Genomic DNA, 14,916 nt, shown 5'->3' on the forward strand with positions numbered 1-14,916 from the left:
ACTAGTCATTAACTGATTTAAGTAAGCATCTTCCTAATATTGTTCATAGATATAAAAAGCCGCCTGAAGCTTTTTATGGATTTGTTTTCATAACGTGGAATTATTATAAACGACTACCTTTCCAGGCAGTCGTTTTTTGTTACTACCTTTGTCTCCACTTTGAGTACGCAACAATACATAACGTTATCACAGCTGACGGCCCACATTCAGGGCGCTATTAAAAACGCCTTCTCCCGTCAAAGCAGCTGGGTCGTGGCCGACATCACCAGCCATTCTTTCTACCCTGCCAAAGGCTATCACTACTTTGACCTGGTTGAAAAAGATCCCCGCACCCACCAGCTAACGGCCAAAATCTCTGCTGCCGCATGGGGAAATGGCAGCAACCGGATCAGGGATTTCGAAGCCACTACCGGACAACGTTTTGGCAATGACATGCATGTACTGATCCAGGTACAGGTGGAATATCACGCTGTATACGGCCTTAAATTGTCGCTGCTGGATATTGACCCCAGCTACACCATCGGCCAGCTGGAACAGCAGAAACAAGCCACCTTACAGCGCCTCGTCACCGAGTGTGGAGATATTGTTCAACAGGTAGCTGATGGCTATCTGACACGCAATAAAAGGCTCTCCCTCACCGCCGTATTGCAAAAGATCGCCGTCATTTCCTCTCCTTCTTCTGCCGGCTACCAGGATTTTATGCATACCCTCCAGGCCAACGCACACGGGTATATTTTTCATACGGACAATTTCTTCACCACTGTACAGGGCGAAGCAAATGCCGCACAGGTATGCGCTCAGCTCCAGGCAGTAGAAGATGCTAATAAACAGTATGATGCAGTGGTGATCATCAGAGGGGGTGGCGCACAAACAGATCTCTTACTCTTTGATCAATACCAGCTGGGTAAAGCAGTAGCAGGGTTTCCAATCCCTGTCATCACCGGTATCGGCCATCATAAAAACGAAACCATCACCGATATGATGGCACATACTGCTACCAAAACGCCTACCCGCGCAGCAGAACTGATCATAGCACATAACAGGCAGTTTGAAGATGCACTGATCAGTACCCAAAAACAACTGATCATTCGCCTACAACAATCTGTCTCCGGCAAACAACAACAATTGTCTGCCCTCAACAATGCAATCATAAACAGAAGCAGGGATATTGTGATCAGGCAAAAAGAAAGCCTGATCAGGTATCGGCAGCTATTACCACAGCAAGCCCGCCACCTGCTATTAAAACAAAGGAACGGGATGATACAGCTCTCCGGACAAGTATTATCCAAACCCAAACAATTAACCGCCTCGAGGTTGCAGGACTTATCCTACCTCCGGCAAAACATACATGCCTTTAGCCGCAAATTGCTGCAACAACAGCAACAAAAGCTACAGCACCACGAAACCGTTGTACGCATCATGAGCCCAACGGCCTTATTACAAAAAGGATTTGCACTGGTCTACCACCAGGGCAAGCTGATTACAAATGCCAGCGCCTTACAACCAGGAGAAGACATTACCGTACAGATGGCAGATGCATCCGTACAGGCCACTATTCAATCAATCAACAAAGAAGGAAACGAATCTAATAATGGAAACGAATCTCACATATGAAGCAGCTTATAAAGAACTGCAACAGATAGCCCGGGAAATAGAAACAGAATCCGTTTCTGTAGATGTGCTCGCAGCCCGCGTAAAACGGGCCTCTGAATTAATCACCTTTTGCCAGACCCGTCTCCGTGCTACCGAAGCCGAAGTCGAAAACATCATCCAGCAAATGACCATCACCCAATAAAACGGCTGGTTTTCGGCGCCTTTCAACAGCCGCCGAAAACCAGCCCCGCGAATTTTTTGAGATTCGCCTTTGGCAAATCTCAAAAAATTCGCCCCCATCCCCCTCAAAAAGGTAACCCTCATCCCTTTCATTTTTAAGCTCACTTTAAGTACCCCAGCCCACCAATCCCCCGCCCACCAAACATTTCCCCCTCAAAATCTGTTATTCTCTTTTTAATAATTTAATTAAAAACGGGTTAAAATCAACCGCCCGTCTTTAAACCATTCAGCCCATTATTGAAATTTGCAATTATTGACTAATAAAATGCGGACAAACAGCATCACATGAAGAAGCTCTTCCTATTGGCTGTAGTAACCAGTGTACTCACATGTATACACTATGTTGCTGTCGCCCAAACCAACTTCACACTGGCAGCGGCCATCGATACCGCCAGAACAAACAGCCCGGTGCTTAAGGCGCAATACATGAACATCGCTGCCGCACAGGCAGACGTCATTACCGCCAAACTCCGGCCTAATCCCAACCTGAATAACCAGACCTTACAACTGGTCAATTCTGCTCACTTCGCCCCCAATACCCGTTGGTCCTCCAGCTCAAACCGACAGGTATGGTACCAGCTCACGAAACCTATTCAGTGGCCCAACCAGCGCAAGTACAAAATTGAAACAGCCACAAAGGACGTTACAATGGCGGACAATGAATACCAGGAAAATGTACGCAACCTCTCCCTCAACGTGGGTAGTAGCTGGATCTCCTGCTGGGTGCTCAAAAAGAGACTCGCCCTCCTCCAGGACAGCAAAAGCAATCTCGACACCCTCGTTAAGATCAATGAACTGCGCTACAAAAACCAGGTGATCACACAAACAGATCTTGCCCGTACCAAAGTACTGCAGGACCAGTACAACCTGCAACTAAGCGTTTTCCAGCAGGATTACATGAACGAGCTGCAAAACCTGCGCCTCCTCACAGGTATCTCTACCATGGCAGATATCGATACCCTGAGCGATGTACAGACACTGGCTCCCAATGCTACCCTGGATAGCCTCATCGCGCAAACCATGGAGAACCGCGCCGATGTTGTGCTCGCAAAAAGCACCATCGACGAGCGTAACAGCAATGTCAACTATCAGAAAACATTGGCTGTACCTCAACCTCAGGTAGGTTTCATCTACAACCCGCAAAATTCCGTGCCTTACCTCGGCTTCTATGCCGCCATCGACCTTCCCTTCTTTAACAGGAACCAGGGGCAGATCAGAAAAGCTTACGTACTGGCACAACAGGCAAACCAGGAACTGAGCACCACCCAGCGCACCATTCAGACAGAAGTAACCACCACTTACAATACTTACCAGCTGCAAAAGCAAAACCTGGCTAAGTTCAGCGGTATCCTCTCCCAGTCTCAACAGATCCTGGACAATGTAAAGTATGCTTACCTTCGTGGTGGTACCACCATCATCGACTTCCTCGATGCACAACGTAACTGGTACGATACCCGCGGACTGTACTACGATGCACTGCAATCTTACTATCAAAGCTATATTCAACTTTTATTCGCTACGGGCCTTATAAATCAATTATAATTATGCAACGCATTACCGGATATTTTTTAGTGGCCTCCCTCCTGCTGGCAGGATGTGGTCAGAAAGAACACAAAAAAGAAGTGACGGACGATCCCGGTCCGGCCATTACTAACAATGGCCAGCAGATCAGCTTCCCGGATACTGCTTCTGCCAACTTCTTCCTCACCGAACCCGTAGGCGATTCCACCCTGAGTGGTACCCTGCATGCTCCGGGTAAGGTAGCAGCGGCAGTTGTCCGCTCACAGGAAGGCGCACAAAATGTAGTGCTGTTCGACAATCCAGACCTGGAAAGCGATTATACCCAATTGGTGCAACATAAGATCAATGTGAACCACATTGAAGAAATCAATATCAAGCAACGTAAAATAGAACTCGATCGCACACAGGACCTCTTCGATCATGGTGCCGCCTCCGGCAAGGACCTGCTGGAAGCTAAATCAAACCTGGCCATGGAACAAACAAACCTCGCCAACGAAAAAGCACAGCTCATCCAACATGAATCCGGTCTGAAAGCAGGTGGTTTCGATCCTGAAATTCTCCGTGCTACAGCACCCGGCAATGCCTTCGTGATCTGCGATATTCCTGAAACACAATTGAGCAACGTAAGTAAAGGAACAGCCTGCACTGTTATACTTTCTTCATTCCCTGACAAACCACTTGCCGGGAAAGTAGAAGCCATCGCTGATGTCATCGACAACGTTACCCGTATGGTGAAACTGCGTATCCGGCTCTCAGCCCCGGACTCAGAGATCCGCGCGGGTATGTTTGCGATGGTGAACTTCACGGTTACTGCCGGCAATAAAGCAGGTGCTGCTGGCTCCATCAATGTGACAAGAGATGCACTCATTACAGCTGAAGGTGTGAATTATGTGTTTGTAAAAACAAACCCTACCACCTTCATCAGAAAACAAGTCAGCACAGGTCAGCAAATCGGCGACCGCGTGGCAGTATATAACGGCCTTCAGAATGGCGACAATGTGGTGATCAAAGGTGTGATGCAACTCAAAGGCTTAAGTTTCGGATACTAATAAAAACCTAAACCACAATGTTACAAGCACAGATCTATATAGATAAAGATGAAGTTCATGGCTCACAGCCCCTGTATGAATACATCGTACAATTCCTGCTCAAGCAAAAAGTAGCCGGCGCTACTGCCTTCCGCGGAGTTATCGGATTTGGGGAACATCATCAGCTGAAACGCCCTGACAGCATCTTCAGTTTCGATGAACCACCTATCATGATCACCTTCATCGATGAAGAAGAAAAAGTGCTGCACACGCTGAAAGAACTACGCAAACGCGTCACCAGCGGGTTCATCGTAACCACCAAAGTAGAACGATTCCAGATTTGACCGAAATTATCCGACAATGATTCGTAACCTTTTAATATTCTCTTTAAAAAACAGGTGGGTTGTCATCCTCATGGGACTTGGCCTGATGGGTATCGGCTACTGGTGTTTTACCCAGCTGAAGATTGAAGCCTACCCGGATATTGCTGATACCAACGTCATCATCGTGGCACAATATCCTGGCCGCGCTGCTGAAGAGGTAGAGCAACAAGTGACCATTCCTATTGAAAGGGCACTGCAAAACACCCCGAATGTGCTTGACCGCCGTAGCCGTACCATCTTCGGTCTCAGCGTAGTACAGCTCACTTTCACCGATGGCACGGACGATTACTTTGCCCGCCAGCAGGTAAATGAGAGACTGGCTACCGCAGAACTCCCGGATGGCGTCACCCCGGAACTCGCGCCCCTCACTACTGCCGTTGGTGAAATCCTCCGCTATGTAGTAGAAGCACCTCCCGGTTACACCCCTACGGAAATACGTGACCTCCAGGATTGGGTGATCAAACCCTATCTCCTGCAGGTACCCGGTATCGCAGATATCACCACCTTCGGCGGCCCGCTGAAACAGTTTCATATCCTAACATCACCTGATAAACTGCGTAAATATGACCTGACCCTGGAAGATGTGATCGGCGCTGTGCAAAAGAACAACCAGAATACAGGCGGTAACGTGATCAGCCGTGGTGAACAGGGATTTGCAGTACGCGGTCTCGGTGCCGTAAAAACAGAAAACGACATCCGCAACATCGTGCTGAAAGCTGCCAATGGTAGCCCGGTATATCTTCGCGATGTAGCCACTGTAGAAGTAGCACCTCCACCCCCCAGTGGTGTAATGGGCTATACATTCAACGCTACAAAAACGAATGTAAGCAATGGTGTAGAAGGCATCATCCTGCTGCGCAGATACGAGAACCCGAGTGAGGTGCTGAAGATCCTGAAAGACAGGATCAAAGACCTGGAAAGAGATGAGCTGCCCAAAGGCGTACACCTCCGTACACTCTATGATCGTAGCTTCCTCATCGACCACTCACTGGAAACCGTAGGTCATACCCTGTTAGAAGGTGTATCTATAGTAGTGATCATCCTGATCTTCTTCCTGGGTAGTTTGAGAAGTGCATTGGTAGTAGCGCTCACCATTCCTTTCTCCCTGCTCTTCGCATTTATATTAATGCGTTTAACAGGTATTCCTGCAAACCTTCTTTCACTCGGTGCTATCGACTTTGGGATCATCGTGGATGGGGCCTGCGTGATGGCAGAGCACTTGATACGAACGTACAGAACGGCACCACCAGAAGAAAAGAAACGGGGTATCATCGCACTCACCCTCCGCTCTTCTCAGGAAGTTGGCCGTGAAATCTTCTTCTCCGTCACCATCATCATCCTGGCTTATATGCCTATCCTGCTGATGACACGTGTAGAAGGTAAACTGTTCTCACCAATGGCGCTGACCCTGGCATTTGCCGTAATCGGTTCTATGCTGGCTGCCCTCACGCTCATACCGGTGCTGATCTCCTTTGCATTTAAGAAGGCATTTAATAATACTGATAAGCCGATGAAGGAGCACAAAAACATTGTGCTGGACTTCCTCAGCAAACAGTATGGAAAACTCCTGGGCAAGACACTGAAACGTCCTAAAACGACGGTACTGGCAGGCTTCGCAGTAGTAGTGCTCTTAGTATTATTTGGTGCTAACTTAGGCTCTGAGTTCTTACCAGAACTGGATGAAGGTTCTATCTTCCTCCGTGGTAACTTCCCTGCCGGTATCACCATCCAGGAGAATGCGAAATACTCACCTAAGATCAGGGAAGTAATTGCTAAATATCCACAAATTGCATTCGTGATCACTCAGGCCGGTCGTAATGACGATGGTACGGATCCATTCCCTACAAACCGTAATGAGATCCTGGTAGGTCTGAAAGAATACAAACTCTGGAGTGATACGATTTCAAAAAAACAACTGGTCACTGACATCAGGCATGACCTGGAAAAAGCCATGCCTTCTGTGAAATTCTCTTCCGGTCAGCCAATCATTGACCAGGTAATGGAAATTGTAACAGGTAGTGCGGCAGATCTCGCCATCTCCATCGTAGGTGATGACCTCACCATGATGCGGGCAAAAGCAGATACCATTGCCAATATCGTAAAACACATGAAGGGCTCTGAGTCTGTGAATATTGAGCAGGAAGGTCCGCAGGAACAGATTGCGATCAATATTAACCGTGAAAATGCCGCCCGTTTCGGTATCAATGTGGCCGATATCCAAAGCATGATCGAAGCCGCGATCGGCGGTAAAACCATCTCTACATTATATGATGGAACCAAGCGTTACGACCTCGTCATCCGCTATACACCAGGAGAACGCAGTACGATCGAATCTGTGAAAAACCTCCAGGTTCCTTCAGCTACAGGTGCATTGATCCCAATGAACCAGCTGGCAGATATCAGTTACGTACAGGGGCAAACGAACATCTACCGTTACAACAGTAAACGTATGGTGACCGTGAGAACCAATATCCGTGGCCGTGACCAGGGTGGTTTTGTAAATGAAGTAGGTGAAAAGATCAATGCACAGCTGCATATACCAAAAGGTTACTCCATTATCTATGGTGGTCAGTATGAAAACCTGGAACGTGCGGGTAAACAATTATCATTCACCATTCCACTTACAATCATCATGGTGTTCCTGGTACTGTTTATCCTCTTCAGAAATATGCCGCAAACGGTTGTAACTGTAAGTTGTATCCTCTTTGCACTGGCAGGCGGTATTGTAGCCCTGCTGATTCGTGGATATCACTTTAACGTATCTGCCGGTGTGGGCTTTGTGAGCATCTTCGGTATCTCGGTAATGGCAGGGGTACTCCTGGTTTCAGCCATCAACCGGCTACGCGAAAAACCGGATCATACCCTGCAGACCAGCGTATTCCTGGGTGCGAAAGAGCAGCTGAGCGCATTGTTATCCATCCTGATCGTAGCCATTGCAGGTCTGATTCCCGCAGCTACTTCCTCAGGTATCGGTTCCGATGTACAGCGCCCATTGGCAACAGTGATCATCGGTGGTCTGACTAGTACCCTGATCTTTGCACCACTGTTAATACCACCATTGTATACATGGGTGGAAAGAAACAGGAAAGCAAAGACAGTAAGTAAAGATGACGAAATAGAATAGAGAACAATAAAAAAAGCCCTTCGCATGATGCGAAGGGCTTTTTAAATAATAATATGGCTGATTAGTTCTTCTTCCAGAACGAGCCTGAAGGTTCATTTTCCAACTCACATTTCAGATTCGCTTTCTCTCCCACTTTCTTCGTAATATCCACACCACCTTCTATCACATTTGCTACAGAGAAATTCTCATCTTCTACTTTCGTAACAACAATCTTTCCCAGCGTCTTCTTTCTCAGCATTACCTTTCCATCTACCGTAATCTCTGTTACCTCATACACCCTGAATTCATCATTTACTTTCAGGTTTAACCGGGTTCCACCGGCTATCAGCACCGAAGTAGCAGCACCCAGGCTATTCTTATTCTCAATTTCCGCGATGGATACTGTCAGCTTAAAGTTTTCCTTCATAAACTTCTCTACCTGTGACTTCGCGTCACTGATCGCGCCATCATACGCATTTTTCCCTTTTCCAGTGGCATTCACAGTCGTGGTAGCGATTACATCACCACGCCCTGCATCTGTCACATTCAAAGTAAAGGATATTTCCGCCACATTTGTGTTGGTCATACCTACAATCGGTACATTCTTCTGTTGCATCTCCATCGTCGCTTTCGCGATATTACCGGAGATAATAATTTGAGCACCAGCCGCTTTGGATTGTTCAAAAGAAGTATCAGTTTGAGCAACCACTGTTAAACGCTTGTTTTTCAGGAATACATCTGTAACGGCATCCTGTATAGCAGTTACATTGTTCGTATTCTGAGAAGCGCCGGACTGAAAACGGAGGATTCCTACCGTAGTTTTACTCTGAGCAAACGCCGAAGCTCCAAAAATAAAGCTGGCAAATGTGAAAATTACACTCTTCTTTGTCATGGTTCAAAAATAAGGACTTCTATTAATATGTTAGTATTAAAAAAGATCAACCTATCTCCTGGTCCTGCTTTACAGGCAGGATAATAGTGAAAGTAGCCCCTTCTTTTTCACGGCTGTGCGCCGTGATAATTCCGTGGTGTTTTTCAATGATCTTACGCGTAACCGCAAGTCCTATGCCAGTTCCCTCATATTTGTCCTTAGTATGTAAACGTTGGAAGAGTACAAAAATTTTATCCAGGTACTTCTCATCAAACCCAATCCCGTTGTCAGAAATGGTAACACAGGCATATGGGCCCTCCGGGTCAGCCACACTATCGAACTTTTTCTCCGCAATCCGGGTCGCCATAATGCTGATCATCGGCTGCACATCCTTACGGGAAAACTTGAAAGCATTGCTCAGCAGGTTCTGGAACACTTGCCGGATCTGCGAAGGCACTGCCTCTATTGTAGGCATCTGCCCCACCGTTACAATTGCATTCTTTTCTTGTATCAATACCTCCAAATCAGACAAAATCTCCCGGATAATAGTCTCTAAAGGCACTTTTTCGAAGAAATTCATCTGTGACAGGCGGGAAAATCTTAACAAATCATTGATCAGATTTGTCATCCTGCTACTGGAATTAATGATCCTGTTCAGGTAATCCACCGCTTTCTCCTCCATCTGATCCTGGTAACGCTCCCTGAGCATATTCCCAAACATATGGATCTTGCGCAAGGGCTCCTTCAGGTCATGAGATGCCACAAAGGCATATTGCTGCAATTCCGCATTACTGCTTTCCAGCTCATAATTTGCCTTCTGCAGGGCATTGGTTCGCTCCTGCACCCGCTGTTCCATCAGTTCTGCCAGCATTTTCTGCTCATGGATATCGGTATTGGTACCCACCCAAAGAATGGCAGTCCCAGCCAGGTCTTTCTGCACCCTGGTCCGTAACAGGAACCAGTGATATTGATTATCACTACGTCTAATCCGCACTTCCAGCGAAAAATCCGCTTTCTTCCGGAGGGCATTATTCCAGGTACGACTCCATACCGGCACATCATCCGGGTGCAATATACTTTCCCAACCGGCATCCCTGATCTTCTCCATGGTCAGACCGGTATAGGTAACAAACTGTTTGTTTACAAAATTGATCTCGCCATTCGGCCACGCCGTCCACAGGATCAATGGCATAGACTCTGCCAGGAAGCGTTTCTCCTCCAGGCTCATCACCGCCTGTTCCTCTGCTGCTCTCAGGTTGGTTACATCCAGCATGGATCCCAGCATACGATAAGGAGTAGCATATTCATCCTGCAGGAGGTAGCCTCTATCCAGGATATGGGCATAAGTACCATCAGCTCTTAGCAAACGATACCCTTCTGACCACTGACTTTGCTTCGTATTCACCGCACGGCCAATGCTTTCCTGCACTCTCGCCCTGTCATCCGGGTGCACCTTCTCCAGCCAGAATGTGCGGTTGGCAGATTCCTGGTCCGGACTATACCCATAGATATTGTAAAAGTTATCACTCCACCACACCGTATTATTAGTCAGGTTCCAATCCCAGATTGTATCATTGGTTGCTTTGGAAACCAAACGGAAACGTTCTTCACTTTGTGTGAGCTCACGGGTCCGTTCCAATACTTTATCTTCCAGTGCCAAATTCAGGTTACGCAAACTCTCACGGGCTTTTACCAGCTCATTGTAATTGCTGCGTAAACGCTCTTCCGCATCTTTCTTCTCCGTTACATCATAGCAGGTGATCACAATACCATCCGAAGTTCTCACGGCAGACATCTCATACCAGATCTCCTCCTTATTATAATGTACCAATACCTCTGTATGTAAAACGCTACCTTGTTCCACCACCTGCACATACTTCTCAAATAATCCCTGCTGCATCAGCTGCGGAATGGATTGTTTCATAGACGGTGACTTGTGGAGCAACACATCTTTACCTATCAGTTTCGTAGCTGCACTATTAGACGTAAGCAGGCGGAAATCAGTAACATTACCATTGCTACCAATCACAGACCTGAATGCCATAATCAGGCTGGTACTGGCATTGAATACCCCTTTCAGCAGCATATCCAGCTCCTTGATAGCCGTGATATCCACAAAGGTGATCACCACACCATCTATCTGTTTATCCTGCCTGATATATGGCATGATCTTCATCAGGCACATACTGCCATTACTCAGTACCAGTTCTTTTTCTAAAGTATGTTTTTGACGGATGACTGAATTAATATCATCAATCAGGCTATCCTGCTGGATATTCGTAGAGATATGACTGATAGGCCGGCCAATATCCGCAGCTATCAGGTTGATCATCTTCACCGCCGCCGGGTTGAACTTTCGGATCTGCATCCTGCTATCCACAAATACCTGACCGATGTCTGTACTGCGGAAATAGTTATCCATATCATCATTCAGCTCCATCAGCTCTTTAATCTTGAGCTGGTGTTCTGTATTCAACGTATGCAATTCCTCATTCAGGGATTGCAGTTCTTCATTACTACTTTGTAATTCCTCATTCGCAGACAGCAACTCCTCATTACTGCTTTGCAATTCTTCATTCGAAGTCTCAAGGCCTTCAATGGCCATCTGCAAATTGGTACGCGTTTCACCCAGCTCCGCTTCCAGCGACATGATGTGTTCATTCACACCTGCCGGATAACTCAGCTCCTCTTTGTGTTCTGACAATAAAGCCGCTCTTTCCGGTTCTTCACCAAATACAATCAGCGTATGCTGCCCGTTGCCGGTATCAGGTCTGATCATAATATTCACTAACCGGCTCCCTTCTTTCGTATTGAGTTTAATGCCTCTCAGCGTCGCCTTCTGCGTAGTTTTCCATGCCTGTCTCAGTGCCATGTTCAACACCATAGACAAGTCACCGGGCACCATTTTCAGCAGGTTCAGGTTCAGCTTTTTATCTGGTAAGGAAAGGTATTTTTTATAATTCCCTGTCGCTTCCCTGATTTCATAATTCTTATCAATGTACACCGCTGCATAACCGAATTCTTCTGACATCACATCTCTGAATGCATCCTGCAGCTCCATAGCCAGCCGCTTCTCCTGCCCTAATAATCCTAAGACATTCGGACGCATTTCTCTTGACTGACGAATGTATTCCAGCGGACTATATAAATTTTCAGGAGGTGCAGATCGGGCAGCATCCGTTTTACGATAGAGCTTCCATTTTGCATTGATTTCCTCCAGTCCTCCCCTGATCAGGGCAGCAGATTCGCTGGTACCTAAAAATAGGTATCCACCCGTATTCAGTGCAAAATGCAGGGAAGCCAATACCTGTCTTTGCAGCACATTGTCCATATAAATGAGCATGTTTCTGCAGCTCACCAGGTCATTCTTAATGAATGGAGGATCTTTGAGAATATTATGTCTGGCAAACACGATCTGCTTGCGCAGGCGGGGTACAATCTGGTAATGTTTATCTTCTTTCAGAAAATATTTCTTCACAATAGCAGCATCCACATCCTTCAATACCGCTGCCGGATACACGCCCTTAGCCGCATATTCCACCGCATTACTATCGATGTCTGTTGCAAAGATCTTTACATCCAGCCACTTGCCTTTCTTTTGCAGGAGCTGGTCCAGCAGAATGGCAAGAGAATAGGCTTCTTCTCCCGTACTACAGGCCGTAGCCCATACTTTCAGGATCGCGCCTTCTTCCTTACTGTCTACCAGCTTATCCAACACCTGATCTCTCAGCACATCAAAAGCCGTACTATCTCTGAAGAAACGGGTCACCCCTATCAGGAAATCTTTGGCTAATAATTTACCCTCTTCCGGGCTTTGCCTGAGCAGCCCCAGGTATTCTTCTAAGGTCTTGAAACTGAACTGCGCCATGCGTTTTGCAATACGGCGCGTGATAGTAGGAGACTTGTAATGATGAAAATCCTGTCCGCTGTTTTCTTGTACCAGCTTGAACACTTCTGGTAATAAACGTTCATCAATCTTACCATTAAAAACATGCAGCGGCAGGTCCTGTATATAATTGAAAATCTCGCCTGGCATAAACTCCGGTGCGAGAATATAATCGATATTATCTGAGCCGATGGCGCTACGTGGCATGCCGTCAAACTTGGCAGTATCCGGGTCCTGCACCATCACCATCCCTCCTGCTTTCTTAATAGCACCAGCACCTCTTGTACCATCCGTACCAGTGCCTGAAAGGATGATGCAGATCGCCTGACGACCTTTATCTTTTGCAAGAGAAAACAGGAAAGTATCTATTGCCGTATTGGGGGCTTTCTCAACAGGTTTCTGCATGAGCCGGAGCCGGCCTTTTTCTATAATAATATCTCTGTTGTTCGGAATTACATACACGCAATCATTTTCCACAGCCATATCCTCTTCCACCTCACGTACCTGCATGTGGGTATGCTTGGATACCAGCTCCACCAACAGGCTTTTATAGTCCGATGACAGATGCTGTATAATCACGAATGATAGGTTGCCGTATTCCGGCATGTTATCAAAAAATTCATGAATTGCTTCCAGTCCACCGGCAGATGCCCCAATTGCCACTATGTAATTCGCTTTCTTCATCTAAAGGTTTTATACCATAAACAAATGATGGGCCGGAAAGCGGGCATCATTTGTTATTACTTTTATAAAATTCGGCACTGAATACCTCAATCCATTGCCTTCACTATGTACTCCAATATAAAATTGCGCAGGTGTTCTGCCATTGTCAGTTCCGTCTCACGCCATGGAACAGCAGTATTTCTTACCTGTTGTTGCCAGATACTAAACGAGTTCCGGGGATGGTATTGTATATTATCTTTCTCAAACCGGATCGCTTCATCCGGGTTGCCTCCCCACTTCACTTCCTGGATCACTTCCGGGCGGAACAGTACCAGAAAATCCCCTTTCTGTGGTTGGATGCTGATAACCAACAGGCCACTGGCATTTTTAGCATATTGCACAGAAGGCTCATACACTGCCGGCAAACTCAATTCCTGGTACACCCCTTTTTCCGCCGTACTCCTTATCCAGAGCAGGAGGTCTTTGAGCGCATGTTTATCAGGTACATTCCCAATGCTTTCCATTCTTTTATTAAATACCATGGCAGCACCACTGGCATTAAAAAGTTGCAGTACATTGGTATCATGCCCAAGCAGGCCTTGTGGCAGATCATTGGTGGTATACACCTGTTCTACCAGCTTGGCGTGAATGTTATGCAGATCTGCATATTCGTCGCTATCTTCTTTATACGCAAGGGATATCACCCTTGCTGCAATGATGCCTGAGAGCAGTTCAAAAAATGCTCTTCCCTCATATGGCAGGTAGAAAGGCGTACGATGATGACAGGAAAATAATCCCCACAGCTGCCCGTCTTTTAATATACGACAAGACATAGAGGTCATGATTTCCATATTCCTCATATATTCCAGGTGCACTGCAGGAACGGAACGAAGGTTGCAGCCAGACAGATCTGTAAATGCATTGGTGATAGGGTTAATGATCGGGTAAAGGCTTACCGGCACATAATCCCTGTTGGGAATCAGGCGGTACGGATTCTTGAGATACATAGCCCTGGCCTGCTTTGGAATATCAGAAGCGGGGAAAGTAAGACCCAGGTATTGCTCCATTTCCGGCACAGAATCTTCTGCTATCACAGTTCCATTCCAGTCTTTGTCAAACTGGTAAACCATCACCTTATCATAACCTGACAACTCTTTCAGCTGCGCAGCTGCTATCTGGCAGGCATCCTCAACAGAGGGAGCAGCATTGATGGCTGCCATGGCGTATTTGAGCTGCTGATAAATAGTAATAAACGAGTTTTCGGCAGTAGGTGTGCTTTGTGCTTCCATTTCCAGGATCACAGCTTCACCATTTATCTGCATGAGTACCAGGTAGTCTTTTGATGAGAAGGACAGGGTAAAGGGCACCGTTTCAACAATGCCTTCATTCACCCGCTTTTGCAATTGTTCCAGCTGAGAATCAGGAATGTACCTGGCTAGTGGGGTATTCACAACTTCAGAAGGAGGGAGATCCAGCGCTTCCCCGATATTTTCACTCACCTGCACGATCTTGTAATCGCTCCTTTGCAGTACAATCAATATTCCGTAAGGCTGTATCAGGTTGATCTGATGTAAAGGAACACTACCACAAAAAGTGGAGTCGTAGCTCTTTGTTTGCATAAAGACAGG

Annotated in this window: 9 protein-coding genes; 6 read left to right on the top strand and 3 right to left on the bottom strand. The window is 46.6% G+C overall.

The window, feature by feature from the left end; translation table 11 throughout:
• Positions 1 to 159: 159 nt before the first annotated feature.
• The 6 genes from xseA to U0033_RS16035 all read left to right on the top strand — a co-directional run bounded on the left by xseA (position 160) and on the right by U0033_RS16035 (position 7,889).
• Complete coding sequence (gene xseA / locus U0033_RS16010; RefSeq protein WP_072359416.1) at positions 160 to 1,614, top strand: exodeoxyribonuclease VII large subunit; 1,455 nt, start codon at positions 160 to 162, stop codon at positions 1,612 to 1,614.
• On the top strand, positions 1,592 to 1,795 hold the full coding sequence (xseB, locus tag U0033_RS16015; RefSeq protein WP_072359418.1) for an exodeoxyribonuclease VII small subunit: 204 nt from the start codon (positions 1,592 to 1,594) through the stop codon (positions 1,793 to 1,795). Before xseA ends, xseB begins: the two co-directional genes overlap by 23 nt.
• A gap of 323 nt (positions 1,796 to 2,118) precedes the next feature.
• Positions 2,119 to 3,375 carry a TolC family protein gene (locus tag U0033_RS16020; protein ID WP_072359420.1) on the top strand — a complete coding sequence of 419 codons (1,257 nt, stop codon included), beginning with the start codon at positions 2,119 to 2,121 and terminating at the stop codon, positions 3,373 to 3,375.
• A gap of 2 nt (positions 3,376 to 3,377) precedes the next feature.
• Positions 3,378 to 4,403 (top strand): efflux RND transporter periplasmic adaptor subunit, encoded by a 1,026-nt coding sequence (locus tag U0033_RS16025; RefSeq protein ID WP_072359422.1) that lies wholly within the window; start codon positions 3,378 to 3,380, stop codon positions 4,401 to 4,403.
• A gap of 17 nt (positions 4,404 to 4,420) precedes the next feature.
• On the top strand, positions 4,421 to 4,726 hold the full coding sequence (locus U0033_RS16030; RefSeq protein WP_072359424.1) for a DUF190 domain-containing protein: 306 nt from the start codon (positions 4,421 to 4,423) through the stop codon (positions 4,724 to 4,726).
• A gap of 16 nt (positions 4,727 to 4,742) precedes the next feature.
• The gene (locus U0033_RS16035) at positions 4,743 to 7,889 is read left to right on the top strand and encodes an efflux RND transporter permease subunit (RefSeq protein WP_072359426.1); all 3,147 of its coding nucleotides are present in this window, start codon (positions 4,743 to 4,745) and stop codon (positions 7,887 to 7,889) included.
• A gap of 61 nt (positions 7,890 to 7,950) precedes the next feature.
• On the opposite strand, the gene U0033_RS16040 is transcribed toward U0033_RS16035, so the two are convergent.
• From U0033_RS16040 to U0033_RS16050, 3 genes are all read right to left on the bottom strand, one after another.
• Positions 7,951 to 8,760, bottom strand: coding sequence for a hypothetical protein (locus tag U0033_RS16040; protein WP_072359428.1), 810 nt, complete (start codon positions 8,758 to 8,760; stop codon positions 7,951 to 7,953).
• Between the two features lie 46 nt (positions 8,761 to 8,806).
• Complete coding sequence (locus U0033_RS16045; RefSeq protein WP_072359430.1) at positions 8,807 to 13,309, bottom strand: CheR family methyltransferase; 4,503 nt, start codon at positions 13,307 to 13,309, stop codon at positions 8,807 to 8,809.
• 86 nt (positions 13,310 to 13,395) lie between these two features.
• Complete coding sequence (locus U0033_RS16050; protein ID WP_072359432.1) at positions 13,396 to 14,907, bottom strand: GAF domain-containing protein; 1,512 nt, start codon at positions 14,905 to 14,907, stop codon at positions 13,396 to 13,398.
• Between the last annotated feature and the right edge of the window lie 9 nt (positions 14,908 to 14,916).

It is taken from the genome of Chitinophaga sancti (assembly GCF_034424315.1).
GTDB lineage: Bacteria > Bacteroidota > Bacteroidia > Chitinophagales > Chitinophagaceae > Chitinophaga > Chitinophaga sancti.

Bases quoted from the DNA above. Each gene is read 5' to 3' on its own strand.
- xseB (WP_072359418.1), top strand. From the start codon at position 1,592: ATGGAAACGAATCTCACATATGAAGCAGCTTATAAAGAACTGCAACAG.
- U0033_RS16020 (WP_072359420.1), top strand. From the start codon at position 2,119: ATGAAGAAGCTCTTCCTATTGGCTGTAGTAACCAGTGTACTCACATGT.
- U0033_RS16025 (WP_072359422.1), top strand. From the start codon at position 3,378: ATGCAACGCATTACCGGATATTTTTTAGTGGCCTCCCTCCTGCTGGCA.
- U0033_RS16030 (WP_072359424.1), top strand. From the start codon at position 4,421: ATGTTACAAGCACAGATCTATATAGATAAAGATGAAGTTCATGGCTCA.
- U0033_RS16035 (WP_072359426.1), top strand. From the start codon at position 4,743: ATGATTCGTAACCTTTTAATATTCTCTTTAAAAAACAGGTGGGTTGTC.
- U0033_RS16040 (WP_072359428.1), bottom strand. From the start codon at position 8,760: ATGACAAAGAAGAGTGTAATTTTCACATTTGCCAGCTTTATTTTTGGA.
- U0033_RS16045 (WP_072359430.1), bottom strand. From the start codon at position 13,309: ATGAAGAAAGCGAATTACATAGTGGCAATTGGGGCATCTGCCGGTGGA.
- U0033_RS16050 (WP_072359432.1), bottom strand. From the start codon at position 14,907: ATGCAAACAAAGAGCTACGACTCCACTTTTTGTGGTAGTGTTCCTTTA.